Source organism: Virgisporangium ochraceum, assembly GCF_016863655.1.
In the GTDB taxonomy this organism is placed as follows: Bacteria; Actinomycetota; Actinomycetes; order Mycobacteriales; family Micromonosporaceae; genus Virgisporangium; species Virgisporangium ochraceum.
The window spans coordinates 1-23,750 of sequence record NZ_BOPH01000124.1 but is presented as its reverse complement, the minus strand read 5'-3'; the positions used below and the strand labels follow the sequence as shown (position 1 = coordinate 23,750).

Annotated in this window: 22 protein-coding genes; 9 read left to right on the top strand and 13 right to left on the bottom strand. The window is 72.8% G+C overall.

All coding sequences use genetic code 11. The annotated features are described in order from the left end of the window. Positions 1 to 132: 132 nt before the first annotated feature. Positions 133 to 831, bottom strand: a complete 699-nt coding sequence (locus Voc01_RS43210; protein WP_203933551.1) for a sulfotransferase domain-containing protein — start codon at positions 829 to 831, stop codon at positions 133 to 135. Positions 832 to 849: 18 nt separating this feature from the next. Next, complete coding sequence (locus tag Voc01_RS43205; RefSeq protein WP_203933550.1) at positions 850 to 1,482, bottom strand: Rossmann-fold NAD(P)-binding domain-containing protein; 633 nt, start codon at positions 1,480 to 1,482, stop codon at positions 850 to 852. Positions 1,483 to 1,866: 384 nt separating this feature from the next. Here Voc01_RS43205 and Voc01_RS43200 point away from each other — a divergent pair, with 384 nt between their 5' ends. From Voc01_RS43200 to Voc01_RS43190, 3 genes are read left to right on the top strand one after another with little or no spacing between them, the layout of a single operon-like run. Continuing rightward, complete coding sequence (locus Voc01_RS43200) at positions 1,867 to 2,337, top strand: hypothetical protein (RefSeq protein ID WP_203933549.1); 471 nt, start codon at positions 1,867 to 1,869, stop codon at positions 2,335 to 2,337. Then, positions 2,334 to 2,645: a winged helix-turn-helix domain-containing protein gene (locus Voc01_RS43195; RefSeq protein WP_203933548.1), complete on the top strand. Its 312-nt coding sequence runs from the start codon at positions 2,334 to 2,336 to the stop codon at positions 2,643 to 2,645. The genes Voc01_RS43200 and Voc01_RS43195 overlap by 4 nt, the downstream gene beginning before the upstream one ends. 25 nt (positions 2,646 to 2,670) lie before the next feature. Next, positions 2,671 to 2,856 (top strand): hypothetical protein, encoded by a 186-nt coding sequence (locus Voc01_RS43190; protein WP_203933547.1) that lies wholly within the window; start codon positions 2,671 to 2,673, stop codon positions 2,854 to 2,856. 1 nt (position 2,857) lies between these two features. Here the strand turns inward: Voc01_RS43190 and Voc01_RS43185 are convergent, their stop codons facing one another. The 9 genes from Voc01_RS43185 to Voc01_RS43145 all read right to left on the bottom strand — a co-directional run bounded on the left by Voc01_RS43185 (position 2,858) and on the right by Voc01_RS43145 (position 16,449). After that, positions 2,858 to 3,253 carry a rhodanese-like domain-containing protein gene (locus Voc01_RS43185; protein ID WP_203933546.1) on the bottom strand — a complete coding sequence of 132 codons (396 nt, stop codon included), beginning with the start codon at positions 3,251 to 3,253 and terminating at the stop codon, positions 2,858 to 2,860. 57 nt (positions 3,254 to 3,310) lie between these two features. Further along, positions 3,311 to 4,999, bottom strand: a complete 1,689-nt coding sequence (locus Voc01_RS43180; protein WP_203933545.1) for an FAD-dependent oxidoreductase — start codon at positions 4,997 to 4,999, stop codon at positions 3,311 to 3,313. Between the two features lie 388 nt (positions 5,000 to 5,387). Beyond that, entirely contained in the window at positions 5,388 to 7,094 is a 1,707-nt protein-coding gene (locus Voc01_RS43175) for an ABC transporter family substrate-binding protein (RefSeq protein WP_203933544.1), read from the bottom strand. A 23-nt stretch (positions 7,095 to 7,117) separates the two neighbouring features. After that, on the bottom strand, positions 7,118 to 9,235 hold the full coding sequence (locus Voc01_RS43170) for an ABC transporter ATP-binding protein (RefSeq protein WP_203933543.1): 2,118 nt from the start codon (positions 9,233 to 9,235) through the stop codon (positions 7,118 to 7,120). A gap of 1 nt (position 9,236) precedes the next feature. Then, positions 9,237 to 10,166: an ABC transporter permease gene (locus Voc01_RS43165; RefSeq protein ID WP_203933542.1), complete on the bottom strand. Its 930-nt coding sequence runs from the start codon at positions 10,164 to 10,166 to the stop codon at positions 9,237 to 9,239. Next, positions 10,163 to 11,161 carry an ABC transporter permease gene (locus tag Voc01_RS43160; protein ID WP_203933541.1) on the bottom strand — a complete coding sequence of 333 codons (999 nt, stop codon included), beginning with the start codon at positions 11,159 to 11,161 and terminating at the stop codon, positions 10,163 to 10,165. Before Voc01_RS43160 ends, Voc01_RS43165 begins: the two co-directional genes overlap by 4 nt. Before the next feature lie 303 nt (positions 11,162 to 11,464). Then, positions 11,465 to 13,336 (bottom strand): ABC transporter ATP-binding protein, encoded by a 1,872-nt coding sequence (locus tag Voc01_RS43155; RefSeq protein WP_203933540.1) that lies wholly within the window; start codon positions 13,334 to 13,336, stop codon positions 11,465 to 11,467. Between the two features lie 13 nt (positions 13,337 to 13,349). Then, complete coding sequence (locus tag Voc01_RS43150; protein ID WP_239160910.1) at positions 13,350 to 16,211, bottom strand: type 2 lanthipeptide synthetase LanM family protein; 2,862 nt, start codon at positions 16,209 to 16,211, stop codon at positions 13,350 to 13,352. Position 16,212: 1 nt separating this feature from the next. Beyond that, complete coding sequence (locus Voc01_RS43145) at positions 16,213 to 16,449, bottom strand: DUF6229 family protein (protein ID WP_203933539.1); 237 nt, start codon at positions 16,447 to 16,449, stop codon at positions 16,213 to 16,215. Between the two features lie 117 nt (positions 16,450 to 16,566). Here Voc01_RS43145 and Voc01_RS43140 point away from each other — a divergent pair, with 117 nt between their 5' ends. Then, the gene (locus Voc01_RS43140; protein WP_203933538.1) at positions 16,567 to 17,010 is read left to right on the top strand and encodes a hypothetical protein; all 444 of its coding nucleotides are present in this window, start codon (positions 16,567 to 16,569) and stop codon (positions 17,008 to 17,010) included. Positions 17,011 to 17,016: 6 nt separating this feature from the next. Here Voc01_RS43140 and Voc01_RS43135 read toward each other — a convergent pair whose 3' ends face one another. Further along, a complete protein-coding gene (locus tag Voc01_RS43135; protein WP_307781613.1) occupies positions 17,017 to 17,661 on the bottom strand; it encodes a response regulator in 645 nt (214 codons plus the stop codon). An 8-nt stretch (positions 17,662 to 17,669) separates the two neighbouring features. Then, complete coding sequence (locus Voc01_RS43130) at positions 17,670 to 18,773, bottom strand: sensor histidine kinase (protein ID WP_203933536.1); 1,104 nt, start codon at positions 18,771 to 18,773, stop codon at positions 17,670 to 17,672. A 109-nt stretch (positions 18,774 to 18,882) separates the two neighbouring features. Here Voc01_RS43130 and Voc01_RS43125 point away from each other — a divergent pair, with 109 nt between their 5' ends. From Voc01_RS43125 to Voc01_RS43105, 5 genes are read left to right on the top strand one after another with little or no spacing between them, the layout of a single operon-like run. After that, positions 18,883 to 19,263 carry a hypothetical protein gene (locus tag Voc01_RS43125; protein WP_203933535.1) on the top strand — a complete coding sequence of 127 codons (381 nt, stop codon included), beginning with the start codon at positions 18,883 to 18,885 and terminating at the stop codon, positions 19,261 to 19,263. Positions 19,264 to 19,285: 22 nt separating this feature from the next. Then, positions 19,286 to 20,302 carry a carcinine hydrolase/isopenicillin-N N-acyltransferase family protein gene (locus tag Voc01_RS43120; protein ID WP_203933534.1) on the top strand — a complete coding sequence of 339 codons (1,017 nt, stop codon included), beginning with the start codon at positions 19,286 to 19,288 and terminating at the stop codon, positions 20,300 to 20,302. Between the two features lie 14 nt (positions 20,303 to 20,316). Next, positions 20,317 to 22,116 (top strand): HEAT repeat domain-containing protein, encoded by a 1,800-nt coding sequence (locus Voc01_RS43115; protein WP_203933533.1) that lies wholly within the window; start codon positions 20,317 to 20,319, stop codon positions 22,114 to 22,116. Between the two features lie 59 nt (positions 22,117 to 22,175). Further along, on the top strand, positions 22,176 to 23,027 hold the full coding sequence (locus tag Voc01_RS43110) for an alpha/beta fold hydrolase (protein WP_203933532.1): 852 nt from the start codon (positions 22,176 to 22,178) through the stop codon (positions 23,025 to 23,027). Beyond that, positions 23,020 to 23,541: a hypothetical protein gene (locus Voc01_RS43105; RefSeq protein ID WP_203933531.1), complete on the top strand. Its 522-nt coding sequence runs from the start codon at positions 23,020 to 23,022 to the stop codon at positions 23,539 to 23,541. Before Voc01_RS43110 ends, Voc01_RS43105 begins: the two co-directional genes overlap by 8 nt. The last annotated feature ends 209 nt before the right edge of the window (positions 23,542 to 23,750 follow it).

Genomic DNA, 23,750 nt, shown 5'->3' with positions numbered 1-23,750 from the left:
GAGATCGCCGGGCTGCCCGGGTACTCCCGCCGGAAGACCGCACTGGTGCAGGAGCCGACCGACCGGGCGCGGGCCGCACGGGGGCTGCCGCCGGTGCCGGTCTGGGAGAAGGGGTCGGTGCTGAAGAAGGGCTCAGCGCCGCTGCCGGGCGTAGCCGAGCAGGCGCATGGCGGCCCGGTTGTCGGGCCGTGACCAGAACAGCCGGTGCAGGTCCTCGGGGAGCTCGTCGCGGTGGGTGGCGGAATGGCCGCGGCGGAAGAAGCGGTCGTCGGCGCGCCGGAGGTCGGCGAACGAGGGGATGACCGCGTCGGGTGCCGGTGCGAAGTCGGGCACCAGGGCGGCCATGATGCGCCCGACCGCGGGACGCGGGTCGCGCACGAGGTCCTCGTACCGCAGCACGTGCCGGTGCGGGGCCGGGGGCCGCAGCCAGCTCAGCACGTTGGTCCCCCAGCTGCCGGTCCCGACCCGGTCCTGCCGCAGGATCATCGTCCGGAGCTCCGCCTCGAACCGGGCCGGGTCGGACCCGCCGTTCAGCCGGGCCCAGGAGACGAGGGCATCCCGGCCGTCACGGACCAGGCAGATGGCCGGGTCGCCCTCGTCGATCTGGTCGTCGCGCTGCCGGTGCGTCTTGACGAAGTGCACGTCACCGGAGGCGCGCATGGCCCGGATCGGCGCCGGCCGGTCGGTGTAGCCGACCAAGTCGGCGCCGAGCCGCTCGGCGACCCCGTCGACGTCGTAGACCACCGAGGTCCGGACGCCGTACAGGTTCTTCAGCACGATCCGCAGGAAGGTGTTGCCTGACCGGGGGAACGACGCGACCCAGACAATCACCGCACGAACTGTACCGGGTCAGCGAAACTCATCGATATGCTGCGTCACCCAGTCGGCGAAACCGGTCGCCGGCCGGCCGATGACCGTCGGCACGTCGGTGCTCACCGGCGCCGGGTGCCGTTCGAGGTCGCGCCAGTAGTTCAGCAGCGCCTCGGCGTACGCGTCGGTCAGGTACGGGCCGACGGACCGCTTCCACCGGTCCCGGCCGACCCGACGGACCGCGACCTCCGCGCCGAGCGCGGCCGCGATCACCCGCACCTGCTCGGCGAGACCGATCGCGCGCGGCCCGGTGAGGTCGAGCGTGGCACCCCACAGGCCCGGGTCGGTGAGCGTGCGGAACGCCACCTCGGCGACGTCCCCTTCGGTGACGGCGTCGACGCGGGCGTCCGGGTAGGGCAGGTCGGCGGCGCGCCGGGTGCGGATGTCGTGCGTCCACTGCCGGGCGTTGCCCGCGAAGGCGCCGGGGCGCAGCACCGGACCGGCGGTCAGCGCGGCCTCGGTGGCGACGAACGGTGCGGCCATCGGGTTGACCTCCGGATCGTCGACGCGCGCGACCGCGTTGGACGACAGCACCACGAGGTGCTCGACGCCCGCTGCCGCCGCCGCGGCGGCGACATCGGCCGCCGTCGACGGGTGGGCGTACAGGAACACCTGCGAAACGCCCCCGCAGGGCGGGTGCGAACGTGGCCGGGTCGTGCAGATCCAGCAGCACCTGGCCGACCCCCGGCGTGGACGAGGCGGCGCGCGCGCCGACGTCGGCCCGGGCGAACAGGCGCAGCAGCGCGGAACTGATGGTGCCGCGGGCACCGGTGACGAGAATGGTTCGGGACACGGCGAGGGACCCCTCTTCACGAGAGAGAACCAGACAGCCCTGCCGGGGCTGTCGTGCCGGCCGGAAGTCCCGACACGCCGACGGAAGCGGCGCCGCACCTTACGCCGGTGATCATACCCGACGCTCGCTCGGCAAGTACTTGCCTACCGGGAAAGCTGATGCTAGCTTTCCCGGTAGGCAAGTACTTTCTCAGGAGGTCGGTCATGATGAACGACGTGCGGCCCGACGAGGCCGCCGGCGCGCTCGACGAGATCGCCCGACGGCGGGCGCAGGTGGTCGACTCGACGATCGTCCCCACCGGTTTCTGGTGGGCCACCGCGGCTCTGATGGTCGGCTTCACGGTCGCCGTCGAAACCGGGCGGACGCCGGTGATCGCCGTCGCCACGGCGGTGTTCGTCCTCGGAATCGTCGCGGTGACCGGTCGGCTGGTGTGGAACGTCATCAGACGGGCACAGCCGCGCAACACCCTCCTCGGGCCGGCCGGGGTGCTGGCGATCCTCGGATTCGTCGCGGCCATCCTCGCCGTCTCGCTACCGACGTCCTTCGCGCTCGACGCCGCCGGAGCCCCCTACCCCGCGACGATCGGCATCCTGCTGGCCGCGGTGGCCATGGTGGTCGGCGGCCCACTGCTCATGCGGTACCTGCGCCGCCTGATGCTCGCGGGCCGCTCATGAGCCGCGCCCGGTTCGACGAGCTCATCCACGCCCCCACCCGGCTGTCGATCGTGTCCCTGCTGGCCGCCTCGGAGTGGGCCGACTTCAAGTTCATCCGCGACAGCGTCGGCCTGTCCGACTCCGCGTTGTCCAAGCAGCTGACGACGCTGGAGGAGGCCGGCTACGTGGAGATCCGCAAGGGTTTCGTGGGCAAACGCCCTCGCACGTCGGCCCGGCTCACCGGCGCCGGGCGCACCGCGTTCGACCAGCACGTGATCGCGTTGCAGGAGATCGTGTCGAGGTCCGGTGCCTCCGTCCTCCCCCGCTGAACGGGACGCGCGCGAGGATGGCACCGTGGCTGAACTTGTCGTCCTGACGGGTCCGTTGGCGGCGGGCAGGAACACCGTCGCCGACCGGCTCACCGCACTGCTCACCGCCGCCGGTCGCACCGTGGTCGTCGCCGACCTGACGTTCGACTCGGCCGAGCCGTCCGCCGACCGGATCGCGACGGCGATCGCCGAGCGCCTCGGCGCCGGGTAGGTCAGCGCCGCACGTCGGCCGGCCCGTCGTGGAGCGGCAGCCCCGCGTCCCGCCACGCCTCGACGCCGCCGACCATGTCGGTGGCCCGGCGCAGGCCGATCCGGCGCAGGCTCTCCGCCGCCAGGCTCGAGCTGTACCCCTGGCGGCACACCACCACGATCTCGAGGTCGTAGTCGACCGCCTCGGCGATCCGGGCGTCGCTCTTCGGGTCGAGGCGCCACTCCAGCACCGTGCGGTCGATCACCACCGCGCCCGGCAGCTCCCCGGCCTCCGCCCGCTGCGTCTCCGTGCGGGTGTCGACGACGAGCGCCCCGCGTCGGCGGGCAACCTCGGTCTCGTGGGCGGTGTACCGGCGGACCCCGTGGCGCGCCTCGGCGAGGACGCGGTCGACACTCACCCGGAGATTATGGCCGCACCCGACCCGAACGACGCGCCGCCGCGGGCGGGTGAACCACTACACCGTCCGGCGGAGGGCACCCGGCGCGCCCGCCGGGACGGTCGGATGGGCCGGTGGCACCGGGTCGACCCGCGTGTACGGCGAGCCGGGCTCCGGGCGTGGGTCGGCCTCGCCGCGGTTCGGCCACATCGACAGGGCTCGTTCCGCCTGCGCGGTGATGGTCAGTGACGGGTTGACACCGAGGTTCGCCGTCACCGCCGCACCGTCGACGACGTGGAGGCCGGGGTGGCCGTAGACGCGGTGGTACGGGTCGATGACGCCGTCGGCCGGGGTCGCGCCGATCGCCGCGCCGCCGAGGATGTGCGCGGTCACCGGCGTGTCGAACGCTTCGGTGACCGAGCCGCCCGCGATACCGCCGAGCTCGTCGGCCAGGGTGCGGGCGGCCCGGTGGCCGGCCGGGATCCACGTCGGGTTCTCCGCGCCGTGACCGGGAGCGCTGCGCAGCACCCAGCGGCCGAGGCGGCGCCGGTACCGGGTGGTCAGCGAGTTGTCGGCCGACTGCATCACCAGCGCGATCACGGTGCGCTCCGACCATCTCCGCACCGACAGCATCGGCAGGTACGTCAGCGGTTTCCGCGCGATCGTGGCGAGCCACCGCAGCGTGCGGCGCGGGCCGCCGGGCACGAGGGCGGTCTGCAGCAGTCCCATCGCGTTGGAGCCGTGACCGTAGCGGACCGGCTCGATGTGGGTGTGCCCGTCGGGGTGGAAGGAGCTGGTGATGGCCACGCCGTCGGAGAGGTCGAGGCGGCGGCGCCGGGCCACCCGCAACGGGACTGACGCGCCCAGGATCGCCTCGGAGTTGGTGCGGGTCAGCTCGCCCACCCGCGACGACAGGTTCGGGAGCGCACCGGTGGCCCGCATCCGGTGCAGCAGCCGCTGCGTGCCGAGCGCGCCGGCGGCGAACACCACCTGGTCGGCCTCCAGCACCTCGCGGCGCCGGCGGAGCACCGCGCCGGTGCGCACCACGGTCACCGCATAGCCCGCGGCCGACGGACGGACCTCGACCACCGTACTCAACGGACGGACCTCGACCCCGGCCCGCTCCGCGAGCCAGAGGTAGTTCTTCACGAGGGTGTTCTTGGCGCCGAGCCGGCAGCCGGTCATGCAGGCGCCGCAGTGCGTGCAGCCGACCCGTTCGGGGCCGGCGCCGCCGAAGTACGGGTCGGGCACCCGCCGGCCGGGCTCGCCCAGGAACACGCCGACGGGCGTCGGGTGGAACGTGTGCCCGACGCCCATGCGGTCGGCCACCGCCCGCATCGCCTCGTCGGCGGCGGTCGTGCGCGGGTAGGTGGCGACGCCCAGCATCCGCTTGGCCTGGTCGTAGTGCGGCGCCAGCTCGGCGCGCCAGTCGGTGATGCCCCGCCACTGCGGGTCGTCGTAGAAGTCGGGCATCGGTTCGTAGAGCGTGTTGGCATAGACGAGACTCCCGCCGCCGACGCCGGCACCGGACAGCACGAGCACCTTCGCGCCGGCGCCGCGGAGCAGGGTGAGCCGCTGGATGCCGTAGCAGCCGAGCAGCGGTGCCCACAGGAAGCGCCGCGCCCGCCAGGACGTCTCCGGCAGCTCGTCGTCGGCGAACCGGCGCCCGGCCTCCAGGACCGCGACCCGGTAGCCCTTCTCGGCCAGCCGGAGCGCGGCGACGCTGCCCCCGAACCCGGAGCCGATCACCACGACGTCGTAGCGCATGAGCCATTGTGGCCCCAAAGAGCAGTGGTGCCCTCCCGAAGGAGGGCACCACGTGTGCCGTGGAACCAAAGAGCTTTCGGGATCAGGGTTCCGCCGGCCGCCGAGCCCCATGATCGACTCTGCTGGCGGAAACCTGAAGTGTCACTTCACCTTCTCGCCAGTGAAGATGATCAACAGGGGTGGCGACGGGAGCGGCCCCGACAACGGGCCAGCCAAGATCGAAAGTGGTGGCGACCTTCTGCTGTTTCGCCCGCGCCAGAACCGCGAAAAGTCGCCCCCACTTTCGATCACCAGCCGATCCGCGGTCCTCGGCACGATCGCGCTCCGTTGCGGTGGTCGCCGCCGCCTGGCTTCGGCGTCGGACCGGAACCCTGACCTCGAACGATGTCTAGCTGGTCCAGCCGATGTCCTCGTACACCACGTCCGCGTAGGCGAACGCACCGAAGTTGGCCAGGCCCTTCTTCACGCCCCACAGGTCGGGGCGCTGGTACATCGGGATGTTCTGCACCATCTCCCAGAGCTTGGCGTCGACCTGGTTGGCGAGGTCGGCGGCCTTGGCGTCGTCGAGCTCGGCCGCGGCCTTCTTGAACAGCTCGTCGTTCTCCGGCGAACCGATGCGGGAGAAGTTCGACTGGGTGTCGAGCGTGCCGTCGGCCTTCTTGACCGGGGTCACGTAGATCGCCGCCGAGTCGCTGACCGGGAACGCGTCGCCGATGTAGGAGAACACGGTCATGTCGAACTGGCCCGGGGTCAGGTAGGTGTCGAACAGGTCGCCGACCGGCACGGTGCGGATGGTCACCGGCACGTTGACCTGCTTGAGCATCTCGGAGATCAGCTCGGCCTCGGCCTTGCTCTGCGCCACGTTGCCCGGGATCACGAAGTCGATCGCGAGCTGCACGCCGTCCTTGGCCCGTCCGGCGCCGGCGACCTTCCAGCCGGCCTCGTCGAGCAGCTGCTTGGCCTTGTCTGCGTTGTACTTGCCGATCTCGCCGGAGTTGTCCTTGTAGTTGGCGTGGTTGCCCATGTAGATCCGGTTGTTGAGGACCTTGGGCTCCTGGCCCAGCGGGCCCAGCAGGGCCTTGGCGATGGTCTCCCGGTTGATCGCCATCGACAGCGCCTGGCGCACCTTGGCGTCACCGAGGTGCGGCTTCGAGCCGTTGATCGTGATGTGGCGCCAGTTCGGGGCGCCCGCGCGCTTCAGGTCGATCTTGCCGAGCATCTGCTGGGCACGGTTGTAGGAGTTGACGTTCGACGCGATCTCGAAGAAGTCGGCCTCGCCGTTGTCGACGGCGTCGGCGGTCGCGTTGTCCTCGATGCCCTTGAAGATGATCTTGTCGAGCTTGGCCTCGTTGCCCCACCACGCGGGGTCGCGCTCGATCGTGACGGTCTTGGCCGTCTTGTCGATCGCACCGAACTTGAAGGGACCGGCGGTGGGCCCGCCCGCCTTCTCGTTCCACCCGGTGTTGAACACCTCGGCGCTGGAGTTCGTCGACTTCGGGTACAGCGGGACGAACGTGTCCTCCCAGTCGGCGTAGTTCTCCGCGTAGGTCACCACGACCTCGCTGTCGGACGCGCCGCGCGTGACGCTCTCGACCAGCTCGTAGCCGGTGGACGAGTTGATGCTGAACGCCTTGTCCTTACCGTTGAGCGCCTTCCACTGCGCCTCGAAGTCGGCCCAGGTGATCGGCGTCCCGTCGTTCCACTTCGCCTTGTCGTTGAGCTTGTAGGTGATCTTCTGCTTGGGGCTGGTCTCGAGCTTCGGCTCCTCGACCAGGTAGTCCTTGTTCCAGATCGGCGTGCCGGCCGCGTCGGTCAGGAAGACCTGCGGCATCATCGCCTCCATGATGTCGGCGACGTCGGCGAGGTTGCCGTCCAGATGCAGGTTGTTGAAGGTCGCCGGGATGTCGGACACCGGCCAGACCAGCTGACCGCCCTTCTTCACCTGGTCGCGCGCCACGACGGTGATGTCGTTGACGCCGGCCTTGGCGGGTGGCTGGTTGGACGAGCCGCCGCTACCGTCACCGCCGCTGCAGGCGGCTGTCGCGCCGACCAGCGTGAGCGCGACGACGCCGCTTAACAATGCTCTCCGGTTCACGGAGGCCTCCTTCAGTCGGATCCCTACAACACCCGGGCCGCTTCGGCGTAGTGACAGGCGGCTGTGTGGTCGCTGTCGCCGATCGGCAGGCTGGGTGGGTCTTCGTCGATGCACTTCTGACGACGGGCGTCGTCGAGCACCACAAACTTCTGGCAGCGGGTGCGGAACCGGCAGCCCGACGGCGGGTCGGCCGGGCTGGGCAGGTCGCCGCGGAGCAGGATGCGTTCGCGTTCGCGCTCCCGGCGCGGGTCGGGCAACGGGATCGCCGACAGCAGCGCCTGCGTGTACGGGTGCGACGACGCCTCGAAGACGCGGTCGACCGGTCCGCTCTCCACGATGCGACCGAGGTACATCACCGACACGCGGTCGGCGATGTGCCGCACCACCGACAGGTCGTGCGCGACGAACAGGTACGACAGCCCGAACTCCACCTTCAGGTGTTCGAGCAGGTTGATCACGCCGGCCCGGATCGACACGTCGAGCGCCGACACCGGCTCGTCGAGCACCACGAGCTTGGGCTGCAGCGCCAGCGCGCGGGCGATGCCGACGCGCTGGCGCTGCCCGCCGGAGAACTCGTTGGGGTAGCGGTTGGCGTGGTCTGGCGACAACCCCACCGTCTTGAGCAGGTCGCGGATGCGGCGCTGCCGCTCCGCCGGTGGGACCCCGTGCGTGCGCAACGGTTCGGCGAGGATGTCGCCGATCGGCATGCGCGGGTCGAGCGAGGCCATCGGGTCCTGGAACACGACCTGCAGGTCGCGGCGCAGCGTGAACCGGTCGCCGCGGTCGAGCCTGGCGGTGTCGCGGCCGAGCACCGCGATCGAGCCCTGCTGCGGCCGGGCCAGGTTCAGGATCTCCATCAGCGTCGTGGTCTTGCCGCAGCCCGACTCACCGACCAGCGCGAGCGTCTCCCCCTCGCGGATGTCGAAGCTGACCCCGTCGACGGCCTGCACGGTGCCGGTGCGCCGCCGGAAGACGCTGCCCTTCATCAACGCGAAGTGCCGCACCAGCCCGTCGACCGACAGGACCGTGTCGCGCTGCTCGCGGGGCAGCCGCTCCACCGGCGCGACCGGTGCCAGGGGCGCGGGGAAGATGTCGGTGCTGGTGGCGCCGGCCCGCTCGACCTCGTCGCTGCGGTGGCACGCCGACGTGTGCGCGACGCCGCTGCGGCCCATGCGCACCAGCGGCGGCTCCTGCTCCGAGCAGATGTCGATGGCCAGCGGGCAGCGTGGCACGAACTTGCACCCGGGCGGCAGGTTGACCAGCGACGGCGGGTTGCCCTCGACCGGCGTGAGCGGCTGGCGCTCCACGGCGTCGAGCCGCGGGATCGAGCCGAGCAGCCCGAGCGTGTACGGCATCCGCGGGCGGTAGAACACGTCGTCGACCGACCCGCTCTCGACCACCCGGCCGGCGTACATCACCTGCACGCGGTCGGCGAAGCCGGCCACCACGCCGAGGTCGTGCGTGATGATGACGATCGCGGCGCCGGTGGCCTCCTGCGCGGTCTCCAGCACGCTGAGGATCTGCGCCTGGATGGTGACGTCGAGGGCGGTGGTCGGCTCGTCGGCGATGATGACGTCGGGGTCGTTGGCGATCGCGATCGCGATCGTGACCCGCTGCCGCATGCCGCCGGAGAACTCGTGCGGGAACGCGAGCGCCCGCTGCCTCGCGTTGGGGATGCCGACCAGGTCGAGCAGTTCGACGGCGCGCTCCGCGGCCTTCTTCCTGCTCATGTCGTGGTGGATCAGCAGCGCCTCGGCCACCTGGTCGCCGACGGTGTACACCGGGGTCAGCGCGGAGAGCGGGTCCTGGAAGACCATCGCGATCTCCTTGCCCCGGATCCGGGACGCGGCGCGGTCGTCGAGGGTGAGCAGCTCCTGGCCCCGGTACCGGACGGACCCGGACACCCGGGCCTGCCGCGGCAGCAGTCCCATCACCGCCAGCGACGAGACGGACTTGCCGGAGCCGGACTCGCCGACGATGCCGAGCACCTCGCCGGCGCGCACCTGGTAGTCGATCCCGCGCACGGCCGCGACGTCGCCGGCCTCGCTGGGGAACGTCACGTAGAGGTCCTCGACCTCGAGCACGACGTCGTTGGCGGCGGCCGGCCCGGTGGGCTTGGCAAGGCTGGTCGTCTCTGTCATGTCACTTCGCCGCGTGGGGGTCGAGCGCGTCACGCAGGCCGTCGCCGATGAGGTTCACCGACAGCACGATCGCGACGAGCATGATCGAGGGGAACAGGAACAGCCAGTACGTCGTGAGGAACGACGCGCTGCCCTCGGCGATCAGCGTGCCGAGGGAGATGTCGGGCGGCTGGACGCCGAAGCCGAAGAACGAGAGCCCGGCCTCGGCGATGATCACCAGTGCCACGTTGATCGTGGCGTCGATGATCAGCAGCGAGGCCATGTTGGGCAGGATGTGCCGGAAGATGATCTTGTACGGCCCGACGCCCATGAACCGGGCCGCCTGCACGTACTCGCGCTCCTTGAGCGAGAGCGTCATGCCGCGCACGATCCGGCCCGTGATCATCCACTGGAACAGCGCCAGCAGGAACACGAAGAAGATCCAGCTCTTTCCGCGCAGCGACGGCGAGATCAGAGCCAGGATCAGGAACGCCGGCAGCACGAGCAGCAGGTCCAGGCCCCACATCAGGGCCCGGTCGGCCCAGCCGCCGAAGTAGCCCGCGGTGGCGCCGACCAGCGCGGCCAGCCCGGTCGCGATCACCGCCGCGAGCAGGCCGATGATCAGCGACTTCTGCATGCCGCGCAGGGTCTGCGCGAACAGGTCGCCGCCGGTCTGGCTGGTGCCGAACCAGTGGTCGCCGGTCGGCGGCTGCAGGAACGCGTCGAAGTCCTTGGACGTGTAGTCGTACGGCGCGATGTACGGACCGAGGAACGCGAGCAGGAACAGCGCCACGAGCGTGACCAGGCCGATCATGGCCAGCCGCTTGCGCCGGAACCGCCGCATGATCATGCGTCCGCGGGAGACCGACGGGGTCTCGTCGGGCAACTGCTCGGCGCCGACGACCTGCGCCTCGGCCAGCACCTTCGTCGTCGGGTCTGCGGGTGAGGTCATGCGCGCTTTCCTCCCGTGCGGACCCGCGGGTCGAGCGCCGCGTACGCGAAGTCGGCGAGCATGCCGGCGAGCAGCACCAGCACCGCCGAGAACAGCACCACCGCGGCCACCGAGCTGATGTCGTTGTCGCCGAGCGAGTCGATGAAGAACTCACCCATGCCGTGCCAGCCGAAGATCTTCTCGGTGAAGATCGCCCCGATGAACATCAGCACGAACTGGTAGGAGAAGAACGTCGCCATCGGGATCATCGCGGTGCGCAGCCCGTGCTTGATCAGCGCCTGGCGCCGGCGCAGGCCCTTGGCGCGGGCGGTGCGCAGGAAGTCGCTGCCGAGGATGTCGAGCATCGTGGCCCGCTGGTAGCGGCTGTAGACCGCGATGAGCCCCAGCGCCAGCGACACCGTCGGGATCACCAGGTGTGCCAGCCGGTCGACGATGGCCGACCAGCCCCACCCGCCGCCGCCGGCGCCGTACTCGCCCTGGATATAGAACACGGTCGTGCCGACCGTGTCGTTGAACGAGATCGCGGGCTGTTTCAGGGCCACACCCAGCACAAAGACCGGAACCGATATGACCAGGAAGGACACGAACGTGATCGTGTGGTCGCTCCACCGGTACTGGTTGACCGCGCTGTACGCCCCGAGCGCGACGCCGATCACCGACCCCAGAATCGAGGCGATGAGCAGCAGCCGGACGCTCACCCATATGCGCCGGCCGATCTCCTCGTTGATCGACTTGTTCTCCAGCGTTCGACCGAAGTCGAAGTCGGTGACGATCGCCTTGGCCCACCGGCCGAGCCGCACCAGGCCCGGATCCTCCGGGTTCATGTTGACGTCGTCGAGCGCCTTCGTGATCACCGCTTCCGGCGGACGCGGTTGCGCGCTGTCGTACTTGAACCGCGGGTTGAGCGTGGCCGCGGCCAGCAGGTAGCCGACGCTGGTCGCGATCACCAGCAGCACCACGTAATTGGCGAGCCGGCGGCTCAGGAACCCGACCACGCAAGAGTCTCCAGTCGTCGTCGTTGACGTTCGAAACTTCCGGACCACGGCCGGACCACATCCCGTGCGGCAACATCTACTGCATCAACCGGGTATCGCCGCACTTCTCTGATTGATCTCTATTAATCCGTTACACGATGGGTGCCGATCGGTGTCTGAACGGCGGATCCATGTCATGGGAGACCTGCGAACGCACCGGATGGTTGCATGCGATCTCGCCACCGGACCGCGATGTCGCGTACCCGATTCCGGCGACATGACGAACCGGTTCCGCCGCGCCACGTCCCCGCGCGCCCGTTCGGGTCAGAGCACAGCGTGCAGACGCTCCTGCAGGGCGTACAGGTCGGCGTACCGGCCGGCCGCCGCGACCAGCTCGTCGTGGGTGCCCTGCTCGGCCAGCGCGCCCTCGTGCAGCAGGTAGATGCGGTCGGCGTTGCGGATGCTCGCCAGCCGGTGGGTGATGAGCACGACCGTGCGGTCGCGGGCGAGGCGGCGCAGCGACTCGTACACGTCGAACTCGGCCTGCGGGTCGAGCGGCGCGGTCGGCTCGTCCCAGATCAGCAGCGGCGCGTCGCGGAACAGCCCGCGCGCGACCGCGATCCGTTGCCACTGCCCGCCGGACAGGTCGACCCCGCCCCGGAAGTACCGCGACAGCAGGGTGTCCCAGCCCTGCGGCAGCCCCTCGACCACGGCGTCGGCGCGGGCGAACCGGGCCGCCTCGCGCAGCTTCGCGTCGCCGGGGTCGGCGCGGTCGTGCCGTCCCACGCGCACGTTCGCCCGCGCGGTGTGCGGCCAGCGGACCGGATGCTGCATCACCACGACGATCCGGTCGGCGACCGCCGCCGGGTCGAGCGCGCGCAGGTCGACACCGTCCCAGCTGACCCGGCCGGCCGAGGGCGTGTAGAGGCCGGCCAGGATCTTCGCGAGCGTCGTCTTGCCCGAGCCGTTCTCACCCACCAGCGCGATCGTCTGTCCAGCGTGGACGGTCAGCGTGATCCCGCGCAGCGCCGGCCGGCCACCCGGGTAGGCGAAGTCGACGCCGGTCACGTCGATCCGGCGCGGCGCCGGGTGCGAGACCGCCGGCTGCGGCGCCGCCGTGGTCGTCCTCCCGCTCCGGGACGCGGCGTCGGCGAGGAAGTTCTGGTAGTCGGTCACGTACAGGCCCTGCTCCACCAGCTGGTTCGCGGCGACCACCAGCCCGCCCAGGGCACCGCTGGTCGTGCGCACCGCCAGCACCGCGGCACCGGCGACCGCGAGCGGGATCCACCCCGCCTGCAGCAGCACCCCGAGCAGCGCGAACGTCGCGCCGACCGCGAGGCCGGCGAGCATCCGGCCGACGGCCTGCACCCGCACCTGCGCCGTGCCGACCCGGATCTCCTGCTCCCGCAACGGGTCCGCGACCGACGCGTACTCCCCGCGCAGGAAGTCCCCGCACCGGTTGGCCCGGATCTCGGCGGCCGACGCGTGCTCGGCGGCCAGGTCGGTGACCATCCGCAGCCGGCGGTTCAGCGTGGTCGTCCGCGTCGCGTGGCGGTGCGCCATCCGCGCCGAACGCAGCACCGACCAGCACTCCGGCAGCACCCCGAGCACCAGCACCGGCAGCAGCACCGGGTGCAGGATGCCCACGGTCGCCGACGCCGCGACCACGGCGAGGGCCGCACCGAGCAGGCCGACGAGGTTGTCGACGGCCCGCTCGATGTGGAACACGCCGCGGTCGCGGGCCCGCTGCATCCGGTCGTGGAAGAGCGGGTCGTCGAAGGCAGCCAGCTCGACGCGCAGGCACGCGGAGAACAGCTCCTCCTCGGCCAGCCGCCGCACGGACGGCCGCACCCGCGCGTACAGCAGACCGACGGCGGTCTCCACCGCACCCCGCACGGCGTAGGCGGCCACCATCGTCGCCAGCGCCGGCAGGGCCGCCGACAGCCGCCGCTCGGTCAGCAGCCGCTCCAGGACCCCGGTGACGGCCAGCAGCCCGAACGTCGTCGCCACCCCCGACACCAGCTGGAGCGCCACGATCGCCACCGCGCCCCGGCGGTCGGCGCGGGCGACGAGCGCGGCGACCGTCCGCGCCTGGGCCGGCAGCCGCCGCAGCAGCTGCCGGAGCCCGACGTCCGGTTCGGGATCGTCGATGGTCCAGTAGGGCGACTCCAGCTCGACATCGACCGGAGGCGTCACGGCGCGACCGGCGTCACGGCGCGCCCGGGTCGGGCAGCATCACCGACGGCAGGTCGCTGTCGGGGTGCATCCGCAGCAGCTGGTACGCCACGCCGCCGAGCCCCGGCAGCAGCCCGGGCGTGAACACGTCACGGGCGAACCCGCTGACGGGTCCGTACTTCTCCAGTCCGCTCAGCACGAACGCGCTCAGCCCCGGCACGTTGACGCCGTCCGGTCCGACCCCACCGTCGAGCGCGAGCCGCATGACCTCCCACGCGCCCAGGTCACCGTGGCAGATGGTGTGGTTCCAGCCGGTGCCGTGCGACCGGCAGGCCTCGCCGGCGCGGCGCAGGACGTCGCGCCACCGGTCCCCGTCGCCGAAACCGGTACGCATCAGGTCGGCCGCGACGACGCCGATCCCGCCGGCGCCGTGGCACCACGCGGCGACGGTGACGTCGGGCGTGCGCAGGTCCCGCCAGCCACCGATCCCGGGCTCGTACAGCGTCTCCTCGTAGTCGAAGCCCATGGCCGCGACCTCGCGGGCCCGCGCGTCGCCGGTGACCGCCGCGAGCCGGGCCAGCGCCCACGAGATGCCGGTGGCACCGTGCGCCAGCCCGCCGATGCCCTCGGGCAGCATCGGGCTGGTCGTCCACCACGCCAGCCCGTCGCGGACGGTCGCCGCCGCGGTGAGCCGTTCGCCGATCGTGACGGCGAGCGCCAGCGCCTCCGCGCTGCCGGTGCCCTCGTGCAGGCGCATCAGCGGCACGACGGTGCCCGCCATCCCGTGCATGAGGTCGATCGCGTCGTCCGACAGCGTCCCCGGGACCTCCACGAGCAGGTCACCGGCGCGGCGCAGGGCCTCGGCCCGGTCGACCGCGCCGAGGCGGCCCAGCAGCAGCCAGCCCCAGATCCGCGACCCGACCCCGACGTAGCCGCCCGGCGACTCCGGCCGCGCCTGGCGGACCCGGGCCCGGTCGGCGACCCACTGCGTCTCCGCGGTACGCATCGTGTGCAGCACCTGTTCCAGCAGTCGCGGCACCTCCTCGACGGGGTCGGCCCGGCCGCGTGCCATCTCCCGCGCGTACGCCGCGAGCAGCACGGCCACGCCGGGCGAGCCCGCGTACATGTCGAGGGCGAGCGGAAGCACCGCCCAGCCGGTCGCGGCGAGCCCGGCGGCGATCCACGTGACGGTGCCGTCCTCGGCGTGGATGGCGGAGTCCACCACGTCACGCACGATGCCGTGGGCGGCCGCACGCCGTCGCCGGTCGAGGTCGTCGGCGCGCACCGTTGACGGGGTGAGCCGGCGCTGCTCGGGCAGCCACCCCTCGTTGAGGTACGCGCTCACCATCGCCGACCTGATCACCAGGCGTTCCAGCGCGACGTCCGTGGCGCGCCAGCGGTCCAGGGCCACGCCGACGAGGTCGCGGGCGTCCCCCCAGACGGTGCCGCCCGGACCGTCCATCCGCCCGTCGCCGGGCGTCGTGGTGAACATCGGCACGTCGGCGACGAGCAGGTCGGCGACCTCGGCGTCGATCACGACCGGGTCGTCGGGACGGCCCGGCGCGTTCGCGGCCTGCCGGGCGAGCAGGTCGGCGGCGTGCCGCCGGGCGGCCGGCTCGTCGTGCAGCGACCGGGGGTGCCACAGCATCCGGCCGACCTCGGCGTAGCTCTCGGTCGACCGCAGTACGACCCGGATCGGGACGTCGGCGAAGCCGGTGAGGTCCAGCCGGCCGTCCGTGTCGAGCCCGCGCAGCCGCCCGGTCAGCTCCTCGAACCCGGTGACGACGTCGTCCCAGAACCGGCCGAGCACCGGCTTCGGGCTCGGGTGGTTGAGCGCCGTCGGCGCCGGAACGTCGGCGTAGCCCATCCGGGCCAGGTCCGTCCCGTCGTCGACGATCACCGGCAGCCGCGACGTCGGCTGCTGGCCCGGCAGCGAGCCGATCGCGGACATGTCGATGCCGCGCCAGCCCAGGCCCAGCCCGCGGCCGGGCAGCAGGCCGGTGCCCAGCACCGTGTTGCCGACGAGCGCGCCGGCCCGGTCGGTGGCCAGCCCGTACCCGGACGGGCGTTCCGGCGGCGGCGGCGTGAACAGCGTCTCGCAGTCGACCACGACCGGTACCGGCCCGGCCGCGACGAGGTTCTCGGCGTGCAGGTCGCTGCCGCCGAGCAGCCGCATCACCGCGAGCCAGTGCCCGAGGTTGCGGTAGAACGTGTGCAGCTCGGCGTCGTCGGCGCAGTACCGGTGCTCGACGTGTGCGGCCCAGCCGTAGCCGTCGCCGACCACGACCGCCGGGACCCGGATCCGGTCGGGACCGGTCAGGAACCCCGCGAGGAACCGGTCCAGGGCCACGTCCACGGCGACGGACCGCGGCTTGTAGACCAGCCGCGCGCCCGAGCACCGCACGAGCGCGACCGTCTGCCCGCCGCGGTGGCTGTCACCGGCGCCGAACTCGACCTCGACGAGCTCACCGGGGTCGGTGCCGACGAGCCCCGCGATCGCCGGCCGGTCGGCCGCGAACCGGCGGGCGAACGCGAACGCCGCGTCGCAGCGGTTGCCGACCATCCGGGCCAGCCGGTCGAGCAGCGTCGGGTAGTGCTCCGACAACGACTCCCAGAAGCCGCGTCCGGCGGCCAGCTCCTGCCACTGCCGCCACCGGGCCGTCGCGTCGTCGGCGGTCAGCCGCCCGCTGAGCCGGGCCGCGTGCAGCTCGACGAGCAGCACCCGGTTGGTCCGCAGCTGCAGCGCGTCCTGCAGCGCCGACGCGGCGGCGGTGTGCACCACGTCGCGCTCGGCGCCGGTCATCCCGTTGACCGAGCCGAGCCGGGTCGCCAGGTGCGCCAACGAGGGCGTCACCAGGCTTCCCAGCACGGCGTCGGCTACCTGCGTCTGCGGCACGTCAGCAGCACTGACGTCCGGCGGAGTACGTGCAGGCGGTACCGCAGAGGTTGGTTCCCGGCGTCGGGTTCGGACAGCCCGAGGCCGCGAAGATCGCCTCCATCGTGATGTCACTCTCGGCGAACTCGCCGGCGGCGAACACCGGCCCGGCGGGGCTGTCCCACTCCGCCACGGCCGGGCCGCTGCCGCGCCAGCTGGCCACGATCCGGTCGGCCGCTTCCTGGGTCAGGTCTGACATGACCACATCCCTTCCTGGTAGGGCGCCGAGCGTGTCAGGCGGCTTTGCAATTCCGTTGCAGTGGATTCGTTACCCGGGCCCGGGAGCCGACCGGCCCGCCGCCGCGTCGGACCGTGCATGACGAGGCGTTACTGGGTGGCGGGCGCGGCGGCGCTCGTGGTGCAGGTCGTGGTGACCGCGGTGCTGGTGACGAACGCGGAGCGGCGGCCGCGGGACGAGGAGCCGCCGGGCCAGCTGGTCAGCGGCACCCCGGTGCTCTCCGAGTACGGGGTGCGGGCGCCGCAGCGGTTCGCGCGGGTGGTGCTCGTCGACCGGGCGAGCTACGCGGAGGCGGCCGCGCCCTTCACCGGAGCCGGGTTCAGCCAGCGGATCGAGGGGCTGGCCGGCACGTCGAACACGGGTCACATCCTCTTCCACCAGACCGTCGGGTGCGACACGGTCAGCGGTCCGCAGCTCCGGGTCGACGCGGTCGGGACCTACGTGTTGACGTTCGCTACCCGCGGGCACCGCGGCGAGTGCGTCGCGCCGCAGCAGGTCGTGGTCGCGTTCGTCCACCCGTGACCGGGGCTACCGGCCCAGGCCGCTGCTGTGGGCGATCGCCACCAGCCGGGCGCGGCTGCCCGCGTCGAGCTTGGTGAGCAGCCGGCTCACGTAGGTGCGCACGGTCTCCGGGCTCAGGTGCAGGCGCCGCGCGATCGTCGCGTTGTCCTCGCCGTGTGCCAGGGCGGTCAGCACCTCCCGCTCGCGGGCGGTCAGCCGGCCGAGCCGGGGGTCCGGTTCCGGCACCGGAGCCGCGGCGGCGTGCGCCATCACCTGGCGGGCGATGTCCGGCGACAGCACCGGCCGCCCCTCGGCGGCGTCGCGGACGGCGGCCCGCAGCCGCCGCGGCGTGGTGTCCTTGAGCAGGTAGCCGTCGGCGCCGGCGCGCAGCGCGCCGAGCACCTCCGGGTCGGTGTCGAACGTCGTCAGAATGAGTACGGCGACGCCACCGAGGTCGGGGTCGGCGCGGATGCGGCGGGTCGCGGTGATCCCGTCGGTGCCGGGCATCCGGATGTCCATGAGCACCACGTCCGGGCGTTCCCGGCGCACCACGGCCACCCCGTCTCCGCCCTCGGACGCCTCGCCGACGACCGCGATCGGCCGCCCACCGTCGTCGCCGGTGAGCAGTGCGGCGATGCCGACCCGCACCAGCGACTGGTCGTCGACGAGCACGACGCGGATCATGGCCGCGCCAGCGGGATCGACGCGGCCACCCGCCATCCGCCGGGCGCCGGCCCCGCGTCGAACCGGCCGCCCAGCGATCCCACCCGCTCCCCCAGCCCCGCCAGGCCGGTCCCGAAGGCGGCCGGCCCGGGAGACCCGTCGTCGGTCACGCTCACCCGCAGCGTCCCGTCCGCGCGCAGAACCGAGACGTCGAGGGAGCGCCCCGACGAGTGCCGCAACGCGTTCGTCACCGCCTCCTGCACCAGCCGGTGCACCGTCGCCGACACCTCCGACGGCAGCTCCACCGGCTCGAGCCGGGCCCGCACCTCGAACCCCGCCGCCCGGGCCGCGTCGACCACCGCCGACAGGTCGGCCCCGGAGCGCAGGTCGCGCACCGTGCCCCGCGGGTCGGCCCCGGAGCGCAGGTCGCGCACCGTGCCGCGCAGGTCGGCCAGCGCGTGGGTCACCGCGTCGGCGACGTGGTCGAGCGCGGCCGCCGCGGCGTCGGGCCGGCGGGTCACCTCCTCGCGGGCGACGTTGGTGTGGATCGCCGCGACCGTGAGCCGGTGACCGATGGAGTCGTGCAGGTCGCGGGCCAGCGCCTGCTTGTGGTCGGCCAGCCGCTGCCCGGCCTCGAACGCGATCTGCCGCTCGGTGAGCGCGGCGATGCGCCGCCGGGCGCTCACCAGCTCGCCGAGGGCGATCGCCGCGGCCATCAACGCGACGTGGCCGGTCGCCTCGTAGAGCACCACGTACCGGAACTCCTGCCCGTCCACCAGCCGGAACGCCACCGAGACGGCCAGCACCACGGCGGCGGCCGCGACCGCCGACCGGCGGTGGCCGGCCTCGGCCGCGGCGAACAACGCGGCCGCGACCGGCACCGCGACGCCGATCGCCGCGAACCCGGCCGCGTAGTAGGTGAACATGCCGGCGACGGTGAGGACGAGCACGGTGCGCGCGTACCGCCGCCGCCAGAACATCAGCGCGCCGAGCGCCGCCGCCCACACGTACGCCGCCGGGCCCGCCCGGCCCGCCTGCCCGGCCGACGCGACGACCACCAGCGCGGCGGCCACCGCCACCGCGACGACGGCGTCGGCCACCTTCTCCCGGCCGGTGGTCATCCCCCGATGCTAGAAGCCCACCACGCACGCGAAGGTACGTTGAAAAGCGACACCGACCCCCGCCCCACGCGGGATCCCCGCCAGCGCGGAAATTCCTACGGTCCAGGCCATGAACCTCGGACTCCCCGCCTGGACGATCGTCGCCCTCGGACTCCTCGCCGCGCCCCGCGTCGTGCTGCACGACCTCGACGTGATCCGGGAGGGCACGGCCGTCAACGCGGTGTTCGTGTTCGTCCCGCTCGTCGTGTGGGTCGCGGTGGCGGTGTGGCGGGCGGGCAACCCGTTCCTCGCCATGCTCGCCACCGGCGGCGTCTACGGCCTGTGCCTCGCCGTCGGCCACAACCTGTTCTGGGAGGCCCCCGACACCGACCTGCCCGTCTGGTTCCTCCGCGTGGCCATGACGGTGTCGAGCGTCTTCACCGGCCTGGCCGTCGGCACGATCTGCGGCGTGGTCGCATGGGCGCTGCGCCGGGTCCGCGCAACCGGATGACGCCGTCGCGGGTCCAACAGTCATGAGGTCGTTGCTCGCGGCGTTCGTCGTGGCCGGGCTGGTCGCGTCGGGCGCCGCCGCGTGCTCCAGATCGGATGAGACGCGCGTGGGCGCGGAAGCCCCTGTTGCGGCGGGCCCGGTGGGAGCGTCGCGCCAGACCGCCGCCGAGGCCGACGCCACCCTGGCGACCCTGCGCCGGCTGCCCGGAACCGACGACGTGTACGCGATGACGTACTCGGGCGACTACGACGACCTGGCCGGTGTTCCGACGCCGCCGTCGCCGTCCCCGTTCGGCTGCTCGCTCTTCTACGCCACCGGCGACGCCGCGCGACCGGTGTACGGCCGCAACTTCGACTGGGACCCGAACCCTGCGCTGGTGCTGCACACCGACCCGCCCGACGGCCACGCGTCGGTGTCCATCGTGGACATCTCGTACCTCGGGCTGCCGCGCGGCGTCGACCCGCTCGCCGACGCCGCCGCCCGCCGCAACCTGCTCGACGCGCCACTGCTGCCGTTCGACGGCATGAACGCCGAGGGTCTCGTGGTGGGCCTCGCCGCCGACGACTCCGCCCGCGCCGAGGCGGTGCCCGGTCGGCCGACCGTCGGGAGCGTGCGCATCCTCCGGCTCATGCTCGACCGTGCGTCCACTGTGGACGAAGCGCTCGCGGTTCTCGACCGCTACAACCTCGACTTCGACGGCGGCCCGCCGCTGCACTACCTCCTCGCCGACGCCTCCGGCGCCTCGGCCGTGGTCGAGTTCGTCGACGGTCACAAGGTGGTGACGCGCGGCGCGACCGCGCTGACCAACTTCCGCGTGGCCGGCGCCGACGCCGGTGACGTCGACCGCCGCTACGCCACCATCCAGGCCGCCCTGGCCGCGACCGGCGGAGTACTCGACTGGCGCCGGTCGATGGACGTGCTGCGCTCGGTGGTGCAGTCGCACACCCGGTGGTCGGTGACCTACGAGCCCCGCGGCGGCGCCGTGCACCTCGTGGCGCGGCAGAGGTGGGAGACCGTGCACGAGTTCTCCGTCCGTTAGCTCATCCTTGAGCGGTGCCCGACACCGACGCCGTCCGCACGCGGTTGGCCCTCCTCCACGACGAGGACCCGGACGTCGCCACCTCGGCCGGTCGGCTGCTGTGGTCGCTGGTCCGCGACGAGGAGACCTCCACCGCCGACGCGGCGAGGATCGTGCCGACCCTGATCGCCGCCGCCACGGCCGGCGTCGCCCCGCGGGCCGACCTGCTCCACCTGGCCGGCGCCGCCGGCCGCGACAGCCGCTACGTCGTCGACCTGCGCACCGACCTGCTCGACCCGGCCCCGCCCGGCGGCCTGGACCGGTACGCCAGCGACGGCACCGCCCTGTCGGACACCCGCGCCCTGGCCCGCCGGGCCGTCCTGGCGAACCGCGACCGCCTCACCGCCCTGGTGGGCGACCCCGACCCCGAGGTGCGGGCCTGCGCCGCCTACACGCTGGCGATGTCGCCCGATCCGGCGGAGGCCGACCGCCTGTGGGACCGGCTGGCCGACGAGACCGACCCCGCCACCCGGATCAGCCTGGTGTTCGCGGCGGCCCAGATCGACCGCGGCTTCGGTGACCCGGCAGCCCGCACCGAGGCGGCCGCCACCCTGTGGCCCGACCCGTCCCGCCCGGCCGACGTCCGCTACGCCGCCGCGGTGGCGTGGCTCTGCCTGACCACCACCCCGCCCCCCGACCGCCTCCCCGACACGCTGGCGGAGACGGTCACCGCTCCGGTCGACCGGGCCATGCGCCGGGTCCACTGGCTGGACGACGTCCGGAGACACGGTGGAACCGGCGCCTGGACGGCAGCCCTGCTGGGCACCGACGAGCCGCCAACGCCCGAAGCAAACACCCAGCCCCGGGCCGACATCCACACCCACACCCACGCCGACGCCGGTGACCGCCCCCGGGCCCGTGCCGCTCTCCGGGCGCGGGCCGGGCTCGCGGTTCGCCTGGTCAGGTCCGCCGACCCGACCACCTCCGCCGCCGGCTGCCGCGCCGCGTTCGCGGTCGCCTCGACGTGGCGGTCCCCCACGGCCGACATGATCGAGCTGCTGGTCGACCGCGTGGAGCACGGACCGCCCGCGGTCGCCGTCGAAGCAGCGCGGCTGCTCTCACGCACCGGCGGCGCCGCCGGTGCGTTCGCCGACCGGATCTCGGCGGCCGCCGGCCACCCGGACGCCGAGGTCAGGGGGCGGCTCGGCATAGCACTGGCGCACCTCGGAGACGCACGGGCCGTCGGCCCGATCACCGAGTTGCTCGCCGTCGACCGGTATCCCTGGCCCCGCCACGACCTCGACCGCGAGTACCGCGTGCCGCGGCCGAAGCGGATGCTGAACCTGCTGCGCGCGTCCCGTGAAGATCTTCTACCGGCGGTGACCGACCACCTGCGCCGCACCGGATGCTGGGGGCCGTTCGGCGCCGACCCGCTGAACAGCCTGGCCGCGTGGGGGCCCGACGCCGTCGGCGTCCTCGACACCCTGATCCTCCTGCTCGATCGCGCACCCGAAGAGGCGTCTCCCGCCGTGGCCGTGCTCGAGGCGATGGGACCGGCGGCAGCGCCCGCCCTACCCGCGCTCGACCGGCTGCTCGGCACCGTCACCCGGCCCTGGAACCGCGTCCTCGCCACCCGGGTGCGGAGCCGCATCACCGGCGGACCCAACGCCCCGCGACCGGAGCGTGGCACCTCCCCGCTCGACGTGCTGTCGCGCGCGGCCCTGCGCGACCTGCTGACCGGGGACCGCCGCCTGCCCCGCTGGACGTCCATCGACGACGAACCGATCCACACCGACGAGCGGTACCGCGAAGAAATCCACCGCCGCCTCCGATGAGTTTCCGTACGCCGGTCGGTCCTATCGGTACAGTCCACCAGCGACCCAAGGAGCGACCGATGAGCCACACCCTCGACGTGCCCGGAGCAGTGCTGCACTACGACGTCCGCGAGGTTCCCGGTGCCACGGCGCCGACCCTCCTGCTGATCGGCTCACCCATGGACGCCACCGGCTTCGGCACGCTGGCCGGCTACATCACCGACCGCACCGTGGTCACCTACGACCCGCGCGGCATCGGTCGCAGCACCCGCACCGACGGCGCCGCCGAGTCGACCCCCGACCTGCACGCCGACGACCTCAGCCGGCTGATCACCGCCCTCGGCGCCGGGCCGGTCGACATCTTCGCGAGCAGCGGCGGTGCCGTGAACGCGCTGGCCCTGGTCGCCCGGCACCCCGAGCAGGTGCGGGTGCTCGTCGCGCACGAGCCGCCGGCCCTGACGACGCTGCCCGACGCCAAGGAGGCCCTGGCCGCCGTCGCCGACATCCGCGCCACCTACGACCGGGCCGGTGCCGGCCCGGCGATGGTCAAGTTCATCACCGCGACCAGCCTGAAGGGCGAGGTGCCCGCCGACTTCGCCGCGCTGCCCACGCCCGACCCGGCCCAGTTCGGCATGTCCTCCGACGACGACGGCTCCCGTACCGACCCGCTCCTCGGCCAGAACCTGGTGACCTGCACCCACTACGAGCCCGACTTCGCGGCACTGCGCGCCGCGTCGACCCGCATCGTGATGGCCGTCGGCGAGGAGTCCGGGGGCGAGATGGCCCACCGTGCCGGTGTGGCCGTCGCCGCGGGTCTCGGCACCGAGCCCGTGACGTTCCCCAGCAACCACGGCGGCTTCCTCGGCAACGAGTACGGGATGCCCGGCCAGCCCGAGCCGTTCGCGGCGAAGCTCCGGGAGATCCTTGACTGAGCTCGCACGGATAGCCCACGCGCTGGCGGCGGAGCAGACCTGGGCCCTAAGCCCCGAGGACTGGCCGCCGCTGGCACGCGAGCTGGTAGCTCTGGGCGTGCCGGCGGCAACCGAGCTGGCCGCCCTCCCACCCGACGAGCACGAGGCGATCCTCGACGCCGTGTCCCGACTGGCCTCCCAGGCCGAAGCCGACCTGGGAGGCCGTCCACCCCTCCCGTTCTGGGACGCGGTGGTCGGCCTGACCGCGAGAGCGTGGCGCCTGGGTGTCCTCCCCTCGGCCGACGAGGTGGCCGCCCGCCTGGCCGGCCACTGGTGGGACCTGCGCGAAGGCCCCGCCCGGCACAGCGAGGGCGCTTCCCTGGTGGGCGCCGCCATGGGCCTCCACGAAACCGGCTATTACCGGGGCACCGGGGACGAGGCCCTGACCCTGGCGTCGGACGCCGACACCCTCCTCCCACCCGACGCCGTGCCCGCCTCGTTCTGCACAGCATTCCTGTGGGCCACGAGACCCTGAGGCCGCTGCTGACGGCCGGTGTCGCGCCCTGCCCACGCGCCCCGCCGTCGCCACCCCTTGGCAGCATGCCCACTAGTGTCCCGAGTCGCAGGTTCGCGCGCAGTCGCGAATTGGGCAAAGCCGACATCTCAGCTCGGACGGATCCCCGCCACTACGGTCCGTCACCGCAAATCCGCCCACCAGATCCGCGCCGGCCGCCTTGATCGTCG

Coding starts and splice junctions, on each gene's coding strand:
- Voc01_RS43200 (WP_203933549.1), top strand. CDS start 1,867: ATGATGAACGACGTGCGGCCCGACGAGGCCGCCGGCGCGCTCGACGAG.
- Voc01_RS43195 (WP_203933548.1), top strand. CDS start 2,334: ATGAGCCGCGCCCGGTTCGACGAGCTCATCCACGCCCCCACCCGGCTG.
- Voc01_RS43180 (WP_203933545.1), bottom strand. CDS start 4,999: ATGCGCTACGACGTCGTGGTGATCGGCTCCGGGTTCGGGGGCAGCGTC.
- Voc01_RS43170 (WP_203933543.1), bottom strand. CDS start 9,235: ATGACAGAGACGACCAGCCTTGCCAAGCCCACCGGGCCGGCCGCCGCC.
- Voc01_RS43165 (WP_203933542.1), bottom strand. CDS start 10,166: ATGACCTCACCCGCAGACCCGACGACGAAGGTGCTGGCCGAGGCGCAG.
- Voc01_RS43145 (WP_203933539.1), bottom strand. CDS start 16,449: ATGTCAGACCTGACCCAGGAAGCGGCCGACCGGATCGTGGCCAGCTGG.
- Voc01_RS43140 (WP_203933538.1), top strand. CDS start 16,567: ATGACGAGGCGTTACTGGGTGGCGGGCGCGGCGGCGCTCGTGGTGCAG.
- Voc01_RS43130 (WP_203933536.1), bottom strand. CDS start 18,773: ATGACCACCGGCCGGGAGAAGGTGGCCGACGCCGTCGTCGCGGTGGCG.
- Voc01_RS43125 (WP_203933535.1), top strand. CDS start 18,883: ATGAACCTCGGACTCCCCGCCTGGACGATCGTCGCCCTCGGACTCCTC.
- Voc01_RS43120 (WP_203933534.1), top strand. CDS start 19,286: ATGAGGTCGTTGCTCGCGGCGTTCGTCGTGGCCGGGCTGGTCGCGTCG.
- Voc01_RS43110 (WP_203933532.1), top strand. CDS start 22,176: ATGAGCCACACCCTCGACGTGCCCGGAGCAGTGCTGCACTACGACGTC.